This is a genomic window from Neorhizobium alkalisoli (assembly GCF_002968635.1).
In the GTDB taxonomy this organism is placed as follows: domain Bacteria; phylum Pseudomonadota; class Alphaproteobacteria; order Rhizobiales; family Rhizobiaceae; genus Neorhizobium; species Neorhizobium alkalisoli.
On sequence record NZ_PVBN01000002.1, the window covers coordinates 342,251 to 360,399 of the forward strand.

At 60.9% G+C, this 18,149-nt stretch carries 19 protein-coding genes; 12 read left to right on the top strand and 7 right to left on the bottom strand.

Translation table 11 applies throughout. The features are described 5' to 3' along the window. Positions 1-44: 44 nt before the first annotated feature. The 3 genes from C5L13_RS06155 (at position 45) to C5L13_RS06165 (ending at position 2,627) form a co-directional block, all read left to right on the top strand. Positions 45-1,097, top strand: coding sequence for a quaternary amine ABC transporter ATP-binding protein (locus tag C5L13_RS06155; protein ID WP_105382377.1), 1,053 nt, complete (start codon positions 45-47; stop codon positions 1,095-1,097). 93 nt (positions 1,098-1,190) lie between these two features. Beyond that, positions 1,191-2,204: a betaine--homocysteine S-methyltransferase gene (gene bmt / locus C5L13_RS06160; RefSeq protein WP_105382378.1), complete on the top strand. Its 1,014-nt coding sequence runs from the start codon at positions 1,191-1,193 to the stop codon at positions 2,202-2,204. A gap of 72 nt (positions 2,205-2,276) precedes the next feature. Beyond that, positions 2,277-2,627, top strand: coding sequence for a hypothetical protein (locus C5L13_RS06165; protein WP_105382379.1), 351 nt, complete (start codon positions 2,277-2,279; stop codon positions 2,625-2,627). 13 nt (positions 2,628-2,640) lie between these two features. Here C5L13_RS06165 and C5L13_RS06170 read toward each other — a convergent pair whose 3' ends face one another. The 4 genes from C5L13_RS06170 to C5L13_RS06185 all read right to left on the bottom strand — a co-directional run bounded on the left by C5L13_RS06170 (position 2,641) and on the right by C5L13_RS06185 (position 7,652). Beyond that, positions 2,641-4,686, bottom strand: a complete 2,046-nt coding sequence (locus C5L13_RS06170) for a VWA domain-containing protein (RefSeq protein ID WP_105382380.1) — start codon at positions 4,684-4,686, stop codon at positions 2,641-2,643. Between the two features lie 2 nt (positions 4,687-4,688). After that, positions 4,689-5,216, bottom strand: a complete 528-nt coding sequence (locus tag C5L13_RS06175) for an RNA polymerase sigma factor (protein WP_105382381.1) — start codon at positions 5,214-5,216, stop codon at positions 4,689-4,691. 82 nt (positions 5,217-5,298) lie between these two features. Continuing rightward, a complete protein-coding gene (locus C5L13_RS06180) occupies positions 5,299-5,976 on the bottom strand; it encodes a 4Fe-4S dicluster domain-containing protein (RefSeq protein WP_105382382.1) in 678 nt (225 codons plus the stop codon). A gap of 101 nt (positions 5,977-6,077) precedes the next feature. Then, a complete protein-coding gene (locus C5L13_RS06185; protein ID WP_105382636.1) occupies positions 6,078-7,652 on the bottom strand; it encodes a trimethylamine methyltransferase family protein in 1,575 nt (524 codons plus the stop codon). Between the two features lie 251 nt (positions 7,653-7,903). On the opposite strand from C5L13_RS06185, the gene C5L13_RS06190 reads away from it, so the two are divergent. Continuing rightward, on the top strand, positions 7,904-8,596 hold the full coding sequence (locus C5L13_RS06190) for a corrinoid protein (RefSeq protein ID WP_105382383.1): 693 nt from the start codon (positions 7,904-7,906) through the stop codon (positions 8,594-8,596). A gap of 104 nt (positions 8,597-8,700) precedes the next feature. Next, the gene (locus C5L13_RS06195) at positions 8,701-9,312 is read left to right on the top strand and encodes a DUF2272 domain-containing protein (protein WP_105382384.1); all 612 of its coding nucleotides are present in this window, start codon (positions 8,701-8,703) and stop codon (positions 9,310-9,312) included. Between the two features lie 16 nt (positions 9,313-9,328). On the opposite strand, the gene C5L13_RS06200 is transcribed toward C5L13_RS06195, so the two are convergent. After that, positions 9,329-9,487 (bottom strand): entericidin domain-containing protein, encoded by a 159-nt coding sequence (locus tag C5L13_RS06200; RefSeq protein WP_105382385.1) that lies wholly within the window; start codon positions 9,485-9,487, stop codon positions 9,329-9,331. A 14-nt stretch (positions 9,488-9,501) separates the two neighbouring features. Here C5L13_RS06200 and C5L13_RS06205 point away from each other — a divergent pair, with 14 nt between their 5' ends. The 5 genes from C5L13_RS06205 (at position 9,502) to C5L13_RS06225 (ending at position 14,450) form a co-directional block, all read left to right on the top strand. Beyond that, a complete protein-coding gene (locus C5L13_RS06205) occupies positions 9,502-10,143 on the top strand; it encodes a DUF1638 domain-containing protein (protein WP_105382386.1) in 642 nt (213 codons plus the stop codon). A gap of 54 nt (positions 10,144-10,197) precedes the next feature. After that, positions 10,198-10,974, top strand: a complete 777-nt coding sequence (locus tag C5L13_RS06210) for a formyl transferase (protein ID WP_105382387.1) — start codon at positions 10,198-10,200, stop codon at positions 10,972-10,974. Positions 10,975-11,064: 90 nt separating this feature from the next. After that, entirely contained in the window at positions 11,065-11,367 is a 303-nt protein-coding gene (locus C5L13_RS06215) for a virulence factor (protein ID WP_105382637.1), read from the top strand. Positions 11,368-11,420: 53 nt separating this feature from the next. Then, entirely contained in the window at positions 11,421-12,383 is a 963-nt protein-coding gene (locus C5L13_RS06220; RefSeq protein ID WP_105373482.1) for a methyltetrahydrofolate cobalamin methyltransferase, read from the top strand. Between the two features lie 30 nt (positions 12,384-12,413). After that, complete coding sequence (locus C5L13_RS06225) at positions 12,414-14,450, top strand: ASKHA domain-containing protein (RefSeq protein ID WP_105382388.1); 2,037 nt, start codon at positions 12,414-12,416, stop codon at positions 14,448-14,450. A gap of 45 nt (positions 14,451-14,495) precedes the next feature. Here the strand turns inward: C5L13_RS06225 and C5L13_RS06230 are convergent, their stop codons facing one another. Beyond that, entirely contained in the window at positions 14,496-15,392 is an 897-nt protein-coding gene (locus tag C5L13_RS06230; protein WP_105382389.1) for a LysR family transcriptional regulator, read from the bottom strand. A 211-nt stretch (positions 15,393-15,603) separates the two neighbouring features. Here C5L13_RS06230 and C5L13_RS06235 point away from each other — a divergent pair, with 211 nt between their 5' ends. Both C5L13_RS06235 and C5L13_RS06240 read left to right on the top strand, forming a co-directional pair. Then, complete coding sequence (locus C5L13_RS06235; RefSeq protein ID WP_105382390.1) at positions 15,604-15,810, top strand: hypothetical protein; 207 nt, start codon at positions 15,604-15,606, stop codon at positions 15,808-15,810. A gap of 225 nt (positions 15,811-16,035) precedes the next feature. Then, positions 16,036-17,064 carry a GlxA family transcriptional regulator gene (locus C5L13_RS06240; RefSeq protein WP_105382638.1) on the top strand — a complete coding sequence of 343 codons (1,029 nt, stop codon included), beginning with the start codon at positions 16,036-16,038 and terminating at the stop codon, positions 17,062-17,064. A 106-nt stretch (positions 17,065-17,170) separates the two neighbouring features. On the opposite strand, the gene C5L13_RS06245 is transcribed toward C5L13_RS06240, so the two are convergent. Further along, complete coding sequence (locus C5L13_RS06245) at positions 17,171-18,022, bottom strand: response regulator (protein ID WP_105382391.1); 852 nt, start codon at positions 18,020-18,022, stop codon at positions 17,171-17,173. Between the last annotated feature and the right edge of the window lie 127 nt (positions 18,023-18,149).

The window sequence follows — 18,149 nt, forward strand, 5'->3', positions numbered from 1 at the left end:
CTGGGCGTCGTGCCGATGGCCGCGGCTGAATACGGAGGTGGTTCGTGGCTAGTCATGGCATAGAGATCAAGGGGCTCTACAAGATCTTCGGGCCGCGAGGCAAAGACTACGTGGATGCCGTGAAAGCCGGCATGACGAAGACTGAGCTCAATGAAAAACATGGCCATGTCCTCGGCCTGAAGGATATCAATATTTCAATGCCGGCCGGCGGTATCACGGTTGTCATGGGACTTTCGGGTTCGGGAAAATCGACCCTGATCCGCCATATCAATCGCCTGATCGAGCCGACCGACGGCGAGGTCATCTATGACGGCAACGATATCTGTCGGATGAACGAAAAGGACCTGCGGGACTTCCGCCGCCTCAAGACCGCGATGGTCTTCCAGAAATTCGCGCTGCTGCCGCACCGTACCGTCATCGAAAATACCGTCTACGGCCTCGACATCCAGGGCATCCCCCGTCCCGAAAGCATGAAGCGCGGCCAGTATTGGATCGAACGGGTCGGCCTTGCGGGCTTTGAGCGGCATTATCCCAATCAGCTTTCCGGCGGCATGCAACAGCGCGTCGGGCTTGCCCGCGCGCTGACCAACGATGCCGATATCCTGTTGATGGACGAAGCCTATTCGGCGCTCGATCCGCTGATCCGCGTCGACATGCAGACCGTTCTCCTTACGCTTCAGGCCGAACTGAAGAAGACGGTGGTGTTTATCACCCACGATCTCGACGAGGCGCTGAGGCTCGGCGACAAGATCGCGATCCTGCGCGACGGAAAGGTTGTGCAGCAGGGTACCGGCCAGGAGATCGTGTTGTCTCCGGCCGACGACTACATCACCGCCTTCGTCAAGGAGGTCAATCGTGGCAGGGTTATCCAGGCGACGACGGTCATGCAGCCGCTCGACGGCGCACCGGACGGAATGCAGATCCCCGGCAGTTCAACACTTGAGGCCGCCGCCAGGCTTATGACCGAAGCCGGCCAGAGCCGCGCGGTGGTTCTGGACGAGAGCGGTACGCCGAGCGGCACGCTCGACCTGCGGACCATCATCACCGCAATGGTCAGTCCTGCCAGCCACGAGACGGAAAAGATGGCGGCGGAATAAAGAGGCTCTGCGTCGCCCACGGACGCGTCCGCGGGCACTTGCCATCATATAAAGCAATCTTTATATGATGGCTTGCGCCGCAGGAGAACCGCCATGACCACCGCCAATGCACTGACAGAGCTTCTTGCCGAAAAAGGTGTGCTTTTGGCAGATGGCGCGACAGGTACCAACCTGTTCGCGATGGGTCTCGAGGCCGGCGAAGCGCCGGAGCTGTGGAACGAGGCGGCGCCCGAGAAGATCGAAAAGCTGCATCAGGATTTTGTCGATGCGGGCGCGGACATCATCCTCACCAATTCCTTTGGCGGCACCCGTCACCGGCTGAAACTGCACAAGGCCGAGGGCCGGGTCCATGAGCTGAACAAGCTGGCCGCGGAGATCGCCCGCTCCGTTGCCGACAAGGCAGAACGCAAGGTCATCGTCGCCGGCTCTGTCGGTCCGACCGGCGAACTGCTGATCCCGCTTGGAGCCCTCTCCTATGACGACGCGGTCGCGGCCTTCGCGGAACAGATCGAAGGGCTGAAGGCCGGCGGCGCCGATGTCGCCTGGATCGAGACGATGTCGTCTGCCGATGAAATCCGCGCTGCTGCGGAAGCCGCGGCCAAGGTCGGACTGCCCTACACCTATACCGGCTCTTTCGATACCGCCGGCAAGACCATGATGGGTCTCGACCCCAAAGACATCCATGGCGTCGTCAATGAGGTAGGCAGCGCCCCGATTGCGGTCGGTGCCAATTGCGGCGTCGGGGCTTCCGACATCCTGTCGAGCCTTCTCGACATGACGGCCGCGGCGCCGGACGCGATCACCATCGTCAAGGGCAATTGCGGCATTCCGGAATATCGCGGCGCCGAAATTCACTATTCCGGCACGCCTCCGCTGATGGCCGAATATGCTCGCCTGGCCCGCGATGCCGGCGCCAGGATCATCGGCGGCTGCTGCGGCACGTCCTGTGAACATCTCGCCGCCATGCGCAAGGCGATTGACGAATACACGCCCCGTCCCCGTCCGACGATCGAGGAAATCGTCGACAAGATCGGCCCGCTGCGCAATAAGACCGCCAGCGAATCGGGCGGCGATTCCGGTCGCGAAAGACGTCGCCGCCGCGGATAGGGCATCGGGCTCCAACCGGGCCGCGGATCGGTCCGTCCGATGCTCACAGAAACAGAGCCGAGGAGGACCAAGATGGCGAACATATCCCCGATCGGCAGCAGGGAGACCGTGGCGGAAAGCCTTGCCGCGCTTTTACCCGAAAACCAGTCCTGGCTGACGCTCCTGATGGAGAACCCGTCGTCGGACGATCTGCTGCTGGACGGCCTGCACTTCTATCTCGACCAGGCGTCCGAGGCGAAGTTCCTGAACTCGTTGAAGCTGCAGAAGTGCGGTGAATGGATCGGCAGTGCCGCGCCTGCCCGGTTGCAGATCAGACTGGCGGAAGCGGCGAAATCCAGCCAGCACCCTGCCTATGCCGCGTTCCGGGACGGGCTCACCCGCTCCGGTGGGCTGGAGCGGGCTTATCCGAAGGCGAATATCTGAGCAGCCGCCAAGTCTAACGGCGGTCGAGTGTTTCGGCGAGCCTCACGAGATCCAGAAAGCCGCTGCGATATCCGAACGGGTCGTCGCCGCGCGCAGCGCGCGCCATCTCCAGAATTTCCTGGTAGGAATAAGCCTCCAGGGCATCCGTGCCGCGCAGCTTCTGGCCGAAGGCTGCAACCGTAGTGGCAAACCGCACGTCTTGCGGCGCGGCCGCGAAGTCGCTGACCGCATTCACCTCCGTTACCGGCGTGGTGATGAGTTTGCTCGTATTACTATCCGGCTCCTTGTAGCGGATCTTCACGAAGGCAAGTTCATCCGACGCCGAAGCCTGGGTTGAAGCCGCTGCAGGCGCTTCGTATCGCAGCGGATCGTTGAGGGTTGAAGCGCTGCCTTTGGGCGTAATTTCGTAGATCGCCGTAACGGAATGTCCAGAACCGATGTCGCCGGCATCTACCCGGTCGTTGTTGAAGTCCTCGCGCTTCAACGCGCGGGTCTCATAGCCGATCAGCCTGTATTCCGCGATCCTTTCGGGATTGAACTCGACCTGGATCTTGACGTCTTTTGCGATCGGAAAAAGGTTCGAGCCCGCCTCCTCCACCAGCGCTTTCTGCGCTTCGGCCAGCGTATCGATATAGGCTGCAGTGCCATTGCCGTTCTGGGCGAGCGTCTGCATCAGGCTGTCGTTGAGATTGCCCTGACCGAAACCGAGCACGGAAAGGAAAATGCCGTCCTTGCGGCGCCGCTCGATCAGCCGCTTCAACGCCTCGTCACTCGATACGCCGACGTTGAAGTCGCCGTCCGTCGCAAGCATCACCCGGTTGACGCCCCCTTGGATAAAACTCTGGCGCGCGAGGCGATAGGCGGATTCGATGCCTTCCGCACCGGCAGTCGAACCTCCCGGCTGGAGGTTGTCGATGGCGGCAAGGATCTTGTCCCGCTCGCGGGCCGAAGTCGGCTCCAGCACCGTTCCGGCATTGCCGGCATAGGTGACGATCGACACCTTGTCTTCCGGCTTCAGCTTGCCGACCAGCAGCCGGAAGGCACTCTTCAGCAACGGCAGCCTGTCCGCCCCGTTCATGGAACCGGAAACATCGATCAGGAACACGAGGTTGGCGGGCGGTGCTGCAGCCGGCGCATTCTCATAACCCTTGATCGCCACCTGCATCAGCCGCGTGCCGGCATTCCACGGCGTCGGTGTGAGGGTCACGGTCGTGCGGAATGGCTCTTCTGCCGATTGTGGCCGCGGCCAGTCATAGGGGAAATAGTTGATCATCTCCTCGACGCGTACGCTGTCCGGAGCGGGCAGATTCCCCTGCATCAGGGAACGGCGGACGAAAGCGTAGGAGGCGGTATCGACATCGACGGAAAAGGTCGAGACCGGATCGGTCGCAACACTTTTTACGGGGTTGGGATCGGCATTGGCGAAACGATCACGCCCCTGCTCCAGTGGTGGGAGAATCGCTGGCTCAGTAGGCACATGACGCGGGGCGGCGGCGAGCGGCGCTGCGCCCTCGGCCATCATCGACTGGGTGGGGGCAGGCATGGGAGGAGAGAGGGCCACGGGAGGCTCCGCCATGCGCTGCGCCGCGCCGCCGGAGGGGGCAGCCTCATAGTCCAACGGCTTCGACGCAGGCAGCGGGCTTGCGGCATCCTCCTCCCGTTGACGCTTGGCCTCGCCATGCCTCACAGAGGCCTTCGGAGCAACGGGCTCGCTTTGGACCTTTGGCGCATCAGCCATCTCGGGCAAAGCCACCTGCCCTGACGCCGGCAGATTGCCGCGTGTGATTTCGAAGGTGAGAAAGGCCGCCGCGGGAACGATGAGCAGAGTCGCAAGCGCCGAGCCTGCCAGATAACGATGTTGAGTGATCATGTTGGTGCTCCAGATCCGGTTGAGGATGGAGCTTTGACGCTGCCGCCACGATTTTCCTTGGGCGCGGTTTGCGGTTTTTTCTTCTGCGTCGAATGCCTGCATGGCGGCAGCGAGCGCACGGGCGCGTTTCTCGGAAGATGCGGGCGGAGCCGGAGGCAGAGTGCCGAGCTTTTCGAATTCGTCCGTCATGGTCACACCGCCTCCTTCTTCAGAAGGTCCTTCAATCGTTTTCGCGCCTCGTGCAGGTGCCAGGAAACAGTGTTTTCGCTGCAGTCCAGGACCTCTGCCGCCGCGGCGTGGCTGAGCCCTTCGCTATGGACGAGCAGGACCGCGTCTCTTTGTTTCTCGGGCAAAAGTCGCACTGCCGCCCACAGCCACTCGCCCCGCCCGTCATTCTCCGGCTCGAGATGCGCGAAGAAGACCGGGTCATTGGCAAGCCGGCCCTCGTCGCGCCGGCGGCGCAAGGACTGCCGTTGATGGTCGCGCACAACGTTCAACGTCAACGTGTAGAGCCAGGTGCGGAAGGCCGACTGGCCCTTGAAGGACCGGATGGAACGGCCGAGACGGATACAGGCTTCCTGAGCCACGTCCTCCGCGTCCGTCTCCGTTCCGCACCAGCGCCATGCGACGGAATGGATGAAATCGTAATGCGTTTCGACAAGCACGCCGAAGGCATCCCTGTCACCGTCACACGCCCTCTGAAGGATTTCCGCGCTCACGATTCCCGCCCGATTTCCGTCATTTTCAGCTTAGACGTTTCTCTATGCAAATTCCTTGGGGCCACGCGTAAAAATGTTCGGGTCAGCGCATCAGCGCCCGCATATGGAACCGCAGCTGCTCCGGCGGGTAGCGGAATTCCGCGCCCACCGGACAGGCATTGCGGGCGAGACAGCCTGAGACGACGCAGGTTTTCCCACCCGGTTCGTTGCCGAGATAGGAACGACAGGCAGGAACGTCGAAGCCGGACCGGCTGATCGCGCCGACGGGACAGGCCGTCAGACAAGGTTTGTCGATACAGCCATCGCAGGGATGCTCTGCGACTTTTACGGAGGTCTCGATCTCGAACGGAAAACCCAATGCGCCGCGATAGCCGTGCCAAAGGCCAAACTGCGGATGAATGAGGATGCCGAGCGGCGACGGTTTCAGGCCTTCCGCGCGCATGGCCCACTGCTGAAATGGCTGCCAGGGCGGGTCGGATGGGAAATAGGCGGTCGCACCGAGCTTTTCCGCCAGCGGGCGGATCAACTGTTTCGACCAGGTATCGAGCGGATCAGCGCCGTCATAGCCTCGGAGCCAACTCCTGAAAGACGGCCAGATGGAACCGCCGGCATTGCCGAGCAGGACGACGGCGAGCGCGTGATTGCCATCCGTCAGAAGCGGACCCTCGCCCGGCGCCAAACTCACGACGCCGCGGACAAGGATGCCGTATGGGCCGAGCACCGCGGCAATCGAGCCCGGAATGGCCGAAGGGCCGCTCATCGCGGCCCCTGATATTTATAGTGCGGGCGCCAGACCCCTTCCTGGATGAAGTCGGCGACCATTCTGGCGCCGCCTTGCTCCCTGGCGGCATCGGGCTCTCTTCAGGTGAAGGCGTCGGGCATCGAATCCTTGCGATCCTTGATGAAGGCGAGCAGCGCCTCGTCGATTGCCGGATCGAGCGGCGGTGCTTCATACGAATCGAGCCAGGAGCGGCAAAGCGCATTGGCGCGCTGTTCGATGCGCTTTTCGCCTTCGATCTCCCACTGTTCGAAGGAGTTGTTGTCCATCAGCGCCGAACGATAGAAGGCCGTCTGGAAATGCGCCTGGGTGTGGGCGCAACCGAGATAGTGGCTGCCCGGCCCGACTTCCCGGATTGCGGAAAGCGCCTGGCCTTCCTCGGACAGATCGACGCCCTGCGCCATTTTTTGCATCATGCCGAGTTGGTCCTGGTCGATCATGAATTTTTCGTAGGACGACACCAGGCCGCCTTCCAGCCAGCCGGCGGCATGCAGAACGAAATTGGTGCCGGCGAGCAGTGTCGTGTTCAGCGTGTTGGCCGATTCGTGGGCGGCTTGAGCATCGGGAACCTTCGAGCCGCAAAGCGAGCCGCCCGTGCGGAACGGCAGACCGAGGCGGCGGGCAAGCTGTGCTGCTCCGTAAGATACCAGCGACGGCTCCGGCGTGCCGAAGGTCGGAGCACCCGACTGCATGGAGATGGAGGCTGCGAAAGTGCCGAACAGTACCGGCGAACCCTTGCGGATGAGCTGTGTCATCGACGCACCCGCGAGCACTTCCGCCAGGATCTGAGCCAGTGTACCGGCGACGGTCACCGGGCTCATCGCGCCGGACAGGATGAAGGGCGATACGACCGACGCCTGGTTGTGGCGCGCATAGACCTTGAGAGCACCGAGCATGGTGCCGTCGAAGACCATCGGCGAGTTGGCATTGATGAGGTTCAGCGTGACGCAATTGTTCTCGACGAAATCGTCGCCGAAAACGATCTTCGCCATGGCGATCGTGTCTTCGGCGCGTTCCGGCGCGGTGACGGAGCCCATGAAGGGTTTGTCGGAGTATTTGATATGGCTGTAGACCATATCCAGGTGTCGCTTGTTGACCGGCACGTCGACCGGTTCGCAGACCGTGCCTCCGGAAGAATGCATGGACGGAGCGAGATACGCCAGCTTCACGAAGTTGCGGAAATCCTCGATCGTCGCATAGCGGCGCGTGCCGTCGAGGTCCCGCACGAACGGAGGGCCGTAGACCGGCGCAAAGACGGTGGCATTGCCCCCGATCACGACATTGCGCTCCGGGTTGCGGGCATGCCAGGTAAATTCCTTCGGTGCGGTTTTGAGAATTTCACGGCAAAGACCTTTCGGGAAATGCACCCGGTGGCCCTGCACGTCGGCGCCCGCCTTTTTCCAAAGGTCCAGAGCTTCGTCATCGTCACGGAATTCGATGCCTATTTCTTCGAGGATGGTATCCGCATTGCGCTCGATGAGCTGCAGTCCCTCCTCGTCCAGCACCTCATAGACGTTGATCTTGCGGGTGATATAGGGAAGCGAAGGGCCGGGACCGCCGCCCGTACGCGCGGCACGGCGGCCTGCCGCTCCCCGTTCGCCACGCCCGCGTCGTCCTGCGCCGCCTGCCGGTTCCGTCTGCTGGGTCAAGTCGTCCATGATGTTCCTCGCCTTGCGCCGTCGTTTGCGCCTGTCTTTCTGATGCGCCATGCTAAGCCGCGGCGCAAGCCGAACCCTGCCTTTCTGCGGCACGGGTTTGTGCAGGACAGACATTTGCGACAACCACTCCGTCGTTTTTCCGATGCGCTGCTGTCGCATACGAAAGAAATTGCGAAACAATTTGAAGGTACAGATAGTCGACGACGTGAGCGTCTGATTTGCAGGCCCCTCGAACCCAAGGGAAGTATTCCATGTCTGACGATGAAATCATCCTTTCGGAACTTTCCGACGAAGAACTCGTGCAGCAGATGCACGACGATCTCTACGACGGGCTGAAGGAAGAAATCGAAGAAGCGACCCATATCCTGCTGGATCGTGGCTGGACGCCTTACGACGTCCTCACCCAGGCACTTGTCGAGGGCATGCGGATCGTCGGCATCGATTTCCGCGATGGCATCCTCTTCGTTCCCGAGGTGCTGCTGTCGGCCAACGCCATGAAGTCCGGCATGAATATCCTGCGTCCGCTGCTCGTGGAGACCGGTGCGCCGAAACTCGGCAAGATGATCATCGGCACCGTGAAGGGCGACATTCACGACATCGGCAAGAACCTCGTCGGAATGATGATGGAAGGCGCCGGCTTCGACGTGGTCGATCTCGGCATCAACAACCCGGTAGAAAACTACCTGGAAGCGATCGAACGGGAAAAACCGGACATTCTGGGCATGTCCGCATTGCTGACCACGACCATGCCCTACATGAAGGTCGTCATCGACACCATGAAGGAAAAGGGCATTCGCGACGACTATGTCGTGCTGGTGGGCGGTGCGCCTCTCAACGAGGAATTCGGCAAGGCGGTGGGCGCCGATGCCTATTGCCGCGACGCGGCCGTAGCAGTGGAAACGGCGAAGGACTTCATCCGCCGTAGACATAATCAGCTGACTTAAGTCTGCCGCTGCAATCAAAGATAGCACTTAGTTGTAAATATTACTCCAGGTTGTAATCCTTTTCAGGATGAGCTATCCTCGTAGCTCTACTGGAGGGGAGAACAATGAGTCATTTCACGGACGACCTGATACGGACCGCAACGGAGGAATGGGATTTTTTTGGGCGATCGGCCTATAACCTCAATGGAACGACCGTCGACGGAAAAAAGGAATACCAAGATGGCGCTTGGCAAAGGATAGGGACCTACTGGCAAAATATCGGAGGTCCTTACGCCAGGCTGACAGGGAAAGACCGCGGCTATCCTTGGTCAGCAGCGTTTGTAAGCTTTTGCATGACGGACGCAAAGGTGCCGCCGACGAAGTTTGGAAAGTCAGCCGCCCATTCAAGCTACATAAACGATGCCATCCGAGCGATGGTTAGTGGCAATCGCTCGACTGCCTTTTTCGCTCAGGATAAACGACAATACCCTTTAAAACCAGGCGACCTCGTCGCGTACTGGCGGGGAGGCAGACCGATCTCGATCGGAAATGCTTTATCTGTCGGTTACTACCAGAGCCACTGCGATATTGTGGTGGATGTCAATTCCGCCTCTGCCTACGTCATCGGCGGCAATGTGGGGAACTCGGTGACACGCAAGGAACTCCGGATCGACTCTCAAGGTCGTCTGACTGACACCGGCTACAAATGGTTCGTCATTTTGGAGAACCTTCTGTAGCCCGGTAAATTCTCGGTTACCGGGCGGCGCGGTCGACCTTGCGGCCGGCATCCTGAGTGGCGTCGACGGCATTCGCCGTGTCCTGACCCACGCCGCGGATGGTATTGCCGCAGGCGGAAAGCGAAACCATCGTCGCAAAAAGAGCGGCGATCACCGTGACTGTCTTTGTCGTCATGATAGAATACTCCGATGGATGTGGATCGAATTGTTCCGGAAAGCGAACTTCCGCCGAAGGAACGTGCAAATTGTGAAAAAGTTCACGTGATCGCCTGCGGCGCCATCGCGCGGGAAATTCTCGCCGTCTGCAGACAGGCCGGGCTTGCCCATATCGACCTCAATTGCCTGCCCGCCATCTGGCATGCCTATCCGCAGAAAATCGTCCCAGGATTGGAAAAAGCCGTCACGGAGGCGCGCGCAAAAGGTTTTGAGAAGATCTTTTTCGCCTATGCGGATTGTGGCACGGGCGGTGACATCGACAGGCTTTGCGAGCGCGAAGGTATCGCCCGCATCGAGGGTCCCCACTGTTATTCGTTTTTCGCCGGAAACGAAGCGTTTGCGGCCGGGGCGGACGAGGATCTGCTCTCCTTTTTCCTTACGGACTTTCTCGCCCGCCAATTCGAAGCCTTCGTCATCGAGCCGTTAGGCCTCGATAGGCATCCGCAGCTCAAGGAAATGTATTTCGGCAACTACCGGAAGCTGGTCTATCTCTCTCAGGAAGAGGACGAAGCTCTACAGGAAAAGGCGCGCGCGGCGGCCGACTACCTCGGTCTCGAATACGAGTACCGCTACACGGGTTATGGCGACCTCACGCTCGCGTTACGCCTGGCTTAATCGTTTCTTTCGGCTTGTCGGCAACACTGCGCTCCGCACAAAGCGGAGTGGCACATGCAGGAACGGAATCCCTCTCGAATCGTGGTGATGACCGCCGGCGGGACAAACCCGCAGGTGATGATCAACGCACTTGCCAAGCACTTTCCGGATCTGCACGTGATCGAGGAACAGCCGGAATCCAAGGGCACGCTGCTACGGCGCCGTGCCAAGCGATTCGGCTGGTTTACGGCACTTGGACAGCTTGCGACCATGGTTGCCTCGCGGCTCGGGAAGCGCTTTGCCGCCAGGCGCATGGAAGAGATCATCCGCGACTACGGCCACTCCGCCGCCTCCAATGCGAACATCCCGGTCACGCATGTGCCGTCGCTCAACGATCCGGCATATCTCGCGGCGGTGACAACCCTGAAACCCCAGGCAGTCTTCACCATTTCCTGCCGTATCCTGTCGCCCGCAACGCTTGCCGCGATTCCCTGCCCGGTGATCAATTTCCATGCCGGCATCAACCCGATGTATCGCGGCCAGATGGGCGGTTACTGGTCGCTGGTCGAACGGGACGAGGGAAATTTCGGCGCGACGGTGCATCTCGTCGACAACGGGATCGACACAGGCGGGACCCTTTATGAAAAACGCCTCAAGCCGTCGCCCCGCGATAGCCTTGCGACATACCCGCTGCTGATGACGGCCGCCTGCATCGACATCAGCGTGCAAGCGCTCGAGGACGCCGTCGCGGGAACGCTGAGGCCCCATCAACCTCAGGGCCCCTCCTTCTTGCGCTTCCCGCCGCCGGTCTGGACCTGGCTCTATCACGGCCTTACGAAGCGCATCTGGTAGCCGCGTCGCTTTTTGCTCTGTGCGACGTCGTGGCAAGCGCAGTCTTGGCCGGCGCGCCCGTGCATGCTGGCCTTCAACACGGAGGAATTCATGGCCGACCGCATCGTCGTCTACTGGCGGGACATTCCGGCGCAGGTGATCGTCAAGAAGGGCAGACAAACCGCCAAACGCGAACTGTCGCTGCGCTTCACCGAAGCGATCGACATGTGCGCCATGCGGACGGGGGCATCGGAGACGGACGACTACCTTGCCGAATGGCGCAAGGCGGAGGCCGTTCCCGTATCCGATGACCTGGAAACCGAAGCGGATAAGGCTGCCGCCGACCTGGAGGCGGCTTACGACAAGGACAGGCTTGTCGCTCTGGTGAAGGCCGGCGGTCGCGAAGCGGCCTGACACTGAAGCACTGACATCAATCGGCGCCCGAAACCATGCGCCTGGAGGAACATATGACACGTACCATCGTCGCGTCCGCAACCCGCGAAATCGTGATCGGCTTCGACCAGCCCTTCTGCGTGATCGGCGAACGCATCAACCCGACCGGCCGCAAGAAGCTGGCGGCAGAAATGATCGAGGGCAATTTCGACACGGTCATCAAGGACGCCCTGGAGCAAGTCGCGGCCGGCGCCACCATGCTCGACGTCAATGCCGGCGTGACGGCGGTCAATCCGAACGAGACGGAACCGCCGCTTCTCGTCCGGACGATGGAAATCGTCCAGGGTCTGGTGGACGTCCCCCTCTCGATCGACAGTTCCGTAACCGCTGCAATCGAGGCGGCCCTGAAGGTGGCGAAGGGTCGGCCCCTCGTCAACTCCGTCACGGGCGAGGAAGAGAAGCTGGAAGCCATCCTGCCGCTCTGCAAGAAATACGACGTGCCTGTTGTGGCGATCTCGAACGACGAGACCGGCATCTCCATGGATCCGGACGTGCGGTTTGCCGTGGCCAAGAAGATCGTCGAGCGCGCGGCGGATTACGGCATCAAGGCACATGACATCGTTGTCGATCCGCTCGTCATGCCGATCGGAGCTTTGGGTTCGGCCGGACTGCAGGTCTTCGCGCTCCTCAGGCGCCTGCGTGAGGAACTGAAGGTCAACACGACCTGCGGGCTTTCCAACATCTCCTTCGGCCTGCCGCATCGCCACGGCATCAACGCCGGCTTCATCCCGATGGTGATCGGCGCCGGCATGACGTCCGCCATCATGAACCCCTGCCGGCCGCAGGAAATGGAAGCCGTCCGCGCCGCCAACGTTCTGAACGGCACCGACCAGAACTGCGGCAACTGGATCATGACCTACCGGGACTACAAGCCGGCTGAGGCGGGAGCTGCAGCGACCGCTGCCCCTGCATCGGCGGCTGGAGGTCGGCGCGGTGGTCGCGCCGCCCGGGCTGGCGCCGCCGCCAGAATGGAGTAGAACGCGCCTTCAAACGCGCGAGCCGAGAGAATGAACGATACCTCGACCCACCCCCTCGTCCTCTTCATGCCGTCCGGCAAGCGCGGCCGTTTCCCGGTGGGAACGCCCGTGCTCGATGCCGCGCGACAGCTCGGCGTTTATGTGGAGAGCGTCTGCGGCGGGCGGGCGACCTGCGGGCGCTGCCAGGTGTCGGTTCAGGAGGGTCATTTCGCCAAGCATGGCATCAGATCCTCCGACGACCACCTTTCTCCGATCGGCCCCAAGGAGGAACGCTACGACCGCGTGCGCAGCCTGCCGGAGGGGCGCCGGCTTTCCTGCTCCGCGCAGATTCTTGGCGACCTCGTCATCGACGTTCCCCAAGATACGGTCATCAACGCGCAGGTGGTCCGCAAGGCCGCCGACGAACGCGTCTTCGATCGCAATCCGGCAATCCGCATGTGTTACGTCGAAGTCGAAGAGCCGGATATGGAAAAGCCGCTCGGCGATCTCGATCGCCTCAAGGCCGCACTCTCCGCGGAGTGGCATGTCGACGATCTCGATGTCGATTTTCACCTGATTCCCCAGGTGCAGGCGATCCTGCGCAAGGGAGAGTGGAAGGCGACGGCGGCAATCCACAAGGACCGCGACGACGACCGCCCTCGCCTCATCGCGCTCTATCCCGGCTTGAAGAACGAGGCCTACGGGATCGCCTGTGATATCGGCTCCACGACCATCGCCATGCATCTTTCCTCGCTGCTGTCAGGACGGACGGTCGCCTCCGCCGGAACGTCCAATCCGCAGATCCGCTTCGGCGAGGATTTGATGAGCCGCGTCTCCTACATCATGATGAACCCCGACGGCCTAGACGCGATGACGGCCGCCGTGCGCGAAGCACTGAACGGACTGATCGACAAGGTATGCGCAGAAGGTGGCGTGTCGCGCGAGGATATTCTCGACTGCGTGTTCGTCGGCAACCCGATCATGCACCACCTTTTCCTCGGTATCGATCCCACCGAGCTTGGCGGGGCGCCCTTTGCGCTTGCCGTTTCCGGCGCAGTTCAAGTGAAGTCGAGCGAGATCGGCCTGCCGATGAACAAGGGCACGCGGACCTATGTGCTGCCCTGCATCGCGGGTCATGTGGGGGCCGATGCCGCCGCCGCGACGCTGTCGGAAGGTCCGCACCGGCAGGACGAAATGATGCTGATGGTCGATATCGGTACTAATGCCGAAATCGTGCTCGGTAATTCCTCGCGCGTGGTCGCCGCCTCGTCTCCCACCGGCCCCGCCTTCGAAGGTGCCGAGATATCGTCAGGCCAGCGTGCGGCACCCGGCGCGATCGAACGCGTCCGCATCGATCCGGTGACGCTCGAGCCGCGCTTCCGGGTGATCGGCGTCGAGCAATGGTCCGACGAACCGGGTTTTGCCGAAGCAGCGGCGACGTCCGGCGTGACCGGCATCTGCGGCTCCGGCATCATTGAGGTGGTCGCAGAAATGTTTCTTGCCGGCATCATCTCAGAAGACGGCGTCGTCGACGGGTCGCTGAGTTCACGCTCGCCGCGTATTCTGCAGAACCGCCGCACCTTCTCCTATCTGCTGCATGACGGGGAACCCCGGATCACCGTCACCCAGAACGACGTGCGCGCCATCCAGCTCGCCAAGGCCGCCCTTTATGCCGGCGTAAAGCTGCTGATGGACAAGCAGGGCATCGACCATGTCGATCGCATCGGTCTCGCCGGCGCCTTCGGCACGTTCATCGACCCGAAATATGCAATGGTGCTGGGTCTCATTCCCGACTGCGATCTCGCCAGAGTGAAATCGGTCGGCAACGCGGCAGGCACCGGAGCCCGCATGTGCCTGCTGAACCGGGGCTATCGGCGCGAGATCGAGGAAACGGTCGGAAAGATCGAAAAGATCGAGACGGCTCTTGAAACGAAGTTCCAGGACCATTTCGTCGCCGCCATGGCGCTGCCGAACAAGGTGGATGCCTTCCCCCGGTTGAGTTCGGTGGTAACTCTGCCGGACCGGAAGTTGTCGGCGGACGCCATCGCTGGTGAAGGTGGCGGCCGCCGCAGACGACGACGGGAGTGACGACCGGCTCGTGAGGAAGCAGAGCCGGTCGCGACGGACAAGTCCCTACGCCGCAGCAGCGACCATAGCGCCAAACGCCTCCCGGATGCTCTCCGCGACGGCCTTGCCAGGGATCGACAGCTGTGGCGCAGTCAGGAGCCGTATGTCGAAACTGATCAGCTCCGGCAGCCCCTCCTTGGGGCCAAGCACCTGCATATCGTCCGTGACGTAGGACCGTGGGAAAGGCGCGATGGCGAGGTCGGAGAGCACCGCTGCACGCTGCGCCATGGTATGGGCGCTCGCATAGGCGATCCGATAGCTCCGCTTGTGTCTCTCCAGCTGCGTGATTGCGTCCTGCCGCCACACGCAGCCATCCTCCCAAACGGAGATCGGGAGCGGGTCCCGCAGATAGGCGGTACCGCATTTTGCCCCGGCCCAGACCAGCTTTTCGGTATAGATCACCTCACCGCCGGTCGGAAAAGGCCGCGTCGCGCAGTTGATGAGCGCAAGATCAAGCCGCTGCTCGTCCATGCGTTTGCGCAGAAGAATGCTCTGATCCACGGTGACGTCGACCATGATGCCGGGGAAGCTTTCTCCGAAATCCTTGAGCACTTTCGGCAGAAGCCGCTCACCCACATCGTCGGGAGCCCCGAGCCGTACGACACCGGAGAGTTCGGGCATGACGAAGCGCGAAACCGCTTCATTGGAAAGCGCCAGCATACGCCGCGCATAGGAAAGCAGCATTTCGCCATGCTGGGTCAGCGACACCGATCGCGCATCACGCAGAAAGAGCGTCGTCTTCAACTGCTCTTCCAGCTTCTTGATCTGCATCGAAACAGCGGACGGCGTCCGCAGCACCGCATCGGCGGCAGTCGAGAAATTACCCGTCTCGGCGATCGCGACGAACGTGCGCAAAACATCGTTGTCGAGCACCGGGAGCGGCGGACGGAACGGGACGGTCATGGGATGCTCCATCAAAAAATCTGAACTTAAACACCATATCATTTCGTTTGATTGAATGTCAAACCCGGAGCATAGTCCAAAGCATCGGAAGTAAGCGTCAATTCCAAACGGAATTTCATAGAACGCATCACATGCATCCGATTGATTGATGGATCGGCGGCGCTCATTCTCCCAGTCCAGCACCGCCCATAATGACCCAAGGAGAACTGTCATGACTATGATCACCTATCAGGAGAGCGATCACTCCCGGTTTCGGCCGTCATCGTTCGCCTCGTTCATTCGCCCGGCCCTGCGTCTCACCCTGAGGCTTCGGGACGAGTGGCAGCGCCGCCAGACGGAAAAGATGCTGGAAGGCCTTCCAGCCGAAATCCGCAAAGACATTGGATGGCCGACGACCAATGCCGCACCGCGTAGATAACTCCCCGACACATGGCCTGCATGTCTAAAGATGCGGGCCATGTGATATCTCTCGTTCCATGACCGCCCATTTTTAGATCCCCCGCAAGGCTGCGACAGGTCAATGTCGCAAAAATTTTATTCGCTTGTCGTCAAAAGCCCTTCTCCCCTCCTTTTTTCCATGCCAATGTCGCTTTTGAATTAATGGCAGGCCGCAATGTACGGCCACGGCAAGGGGAATGATCGCATGGACATATCGAGCAAACACCCGGCGAAGAAGCGTTCTCTCGTCTTCTTTCTGGTGCCGAACTTCACCATGCTGCCTTTCGCGGCGGCGGTCGAGACACTCAGAATTGCCAACCGCATGCTCGGTTACCCTGCCTATACCTGGCGCCTCTGTTCCGCCGACGGCGCCAAGGTGCAATCCTCGAGTGGCATCGAACTCGAGGTCAACTCGTCGCTTGCCGATGAACGGCGCTATCTTTCCGGTGAAAACCGGCCGAACATGGTGATCGTCTGTTCGGGCGTCTATGTCGAAGAATTCCAGAATAAATCGGTAAACGCCTGGCTGCGGGAAACCTACAATCGCGGGATTGCGGTCGGCAGCCTCTGCACCGGCGCCCATGTGCTCGCTCAGGCCGGGCTGCTGAACGGCAAGCGCTGCGCCATCCACTGGGAAAACCTGCCCGGCTTTGCCGAAGCCTTTCCGCAGGCGGAAGTTTATGCCGACCTCTACGAAGTCGATTCCAACCTCTATACCTGCGCGGGAGGCACGGCATCGCTGGACATGATGCTGAACCTGATCGGCCAGGATTTCGGCGAAAATCTCGTCAACCGGGTCTGCGAACAGCAATTGACCGATCGGGTGCGCAATCCGCACGACCGCCAGCGCCTGCCCTTGCGGGCTCGACTGGGCGTCCAGAACGCCAAAGTGCTGTCGATCATCGAACTGATGGAGAACAATCTCTCCGAACCGCTGTCGCTCGTGGAAATCGCGGAGGACGCCGGATTGTCCCGACGGCAGATCGAGCGGCTGTTCCGCCAGGAGATGGGGCGCTCGCCAGCACGCTACTACCTGGAAATCCGGCTAGACCGGGCCCGGCACCTGCTCGTGCAGTCATCCATGCCGGTCGTCGAGGTGGCGGTCGCCTGCGGCTTCGTTTCGGCGTCGCATTTCTCGAAATGCTACCGCGAGGTCTACAATCGCTCGCCGCAGCAGGAACGGGCCGAGCGCAAGCTCAACATGAATTCGTCCCGCGCCGGCGTTGCGGCCTGAACCCGAAAAACGGCTCAGTCCGGCACGCTGCTGCCCGTTCACCACGACGCCGGGCCTCCTATTCGGAGGCGCCGGCGCGGACCATGGGCTCTGACAGTCCCTGGAATCAGGCGACGCTCTTGACGGCCGCCGTCTCCTTCAGCTTTGCCTGCATCGAGCGTATCTGAACCAGCGTGTCCAGGTTCTGGTTGACGCGGCAGTAGAACTCCTCGTCGATGAAGGGGCGCAGCATGAAATCATTGCCGCCCGCCTTCAAGAAGCGTGCGGACAACAGCCGGTTCGAGGAGGACGAAACGCCGATGATTCGCAGTTCGTGCGACCCGCGCACCGAACGTATGCGACGGGTAAGTTCGAAACCGTCGATATCGGGCATGTTGTAGTCCGTCACTAGGAGGCCGATATCCGGGTTCTTCTTGAGAATTTCCAGTGCTTTGGCGCCGCTTTCTGCGAGACTGACCCGAAAATTGTAGCGCTTCAGGCGGCTGGAAAGCAGGGCTCGCGCTGTCGGGCTGTCATCGACGATCAGCACATGGTGGCGGTGGTTGGTAAGGAAGCGGCAGACCGACTCCGCCAGCATCTCCACCGCGAAAACATTGTCCTTGAGGATATAATCGACGATGTCCTTGGACAGCAGTTTGTCCCGGGTGTCTTCATGGAATGTTCCGGTAAAGACGATCGTCGGGATCGAGAGGTCGATCAGATATTCCAGCGCCTCCCCGTGCTCTGCGCCCGGCAAATTGATATTCGAGATCGCCAAAGTCACCGGTTCACTGGACTGATCATAGGCAAGCTGCAGTTCTTCGAAGTTGCGGCAAATCTCCACCTCGATGCCGAACAGCTCCTTGAGGCGCGTCCCGATCATCGATGTGAAAACATTCGAATCCTCCGCAAGGAAGATGCGGGAGTTTGCCAGTGACTGGCCGGAATACTGCATCCCGGAAATGCCGAGGAATGTCATAAAGCCCCTTATCAGTAAGTACTGTCCCCTCTTGGAACACTCTTACTGTCAACGGTTTGCAGAACCGTTAATCCCGAAAAATGGAGCAACGTCAAAATGGAACGGGCGGTCCAAGGACCGCCCGTCA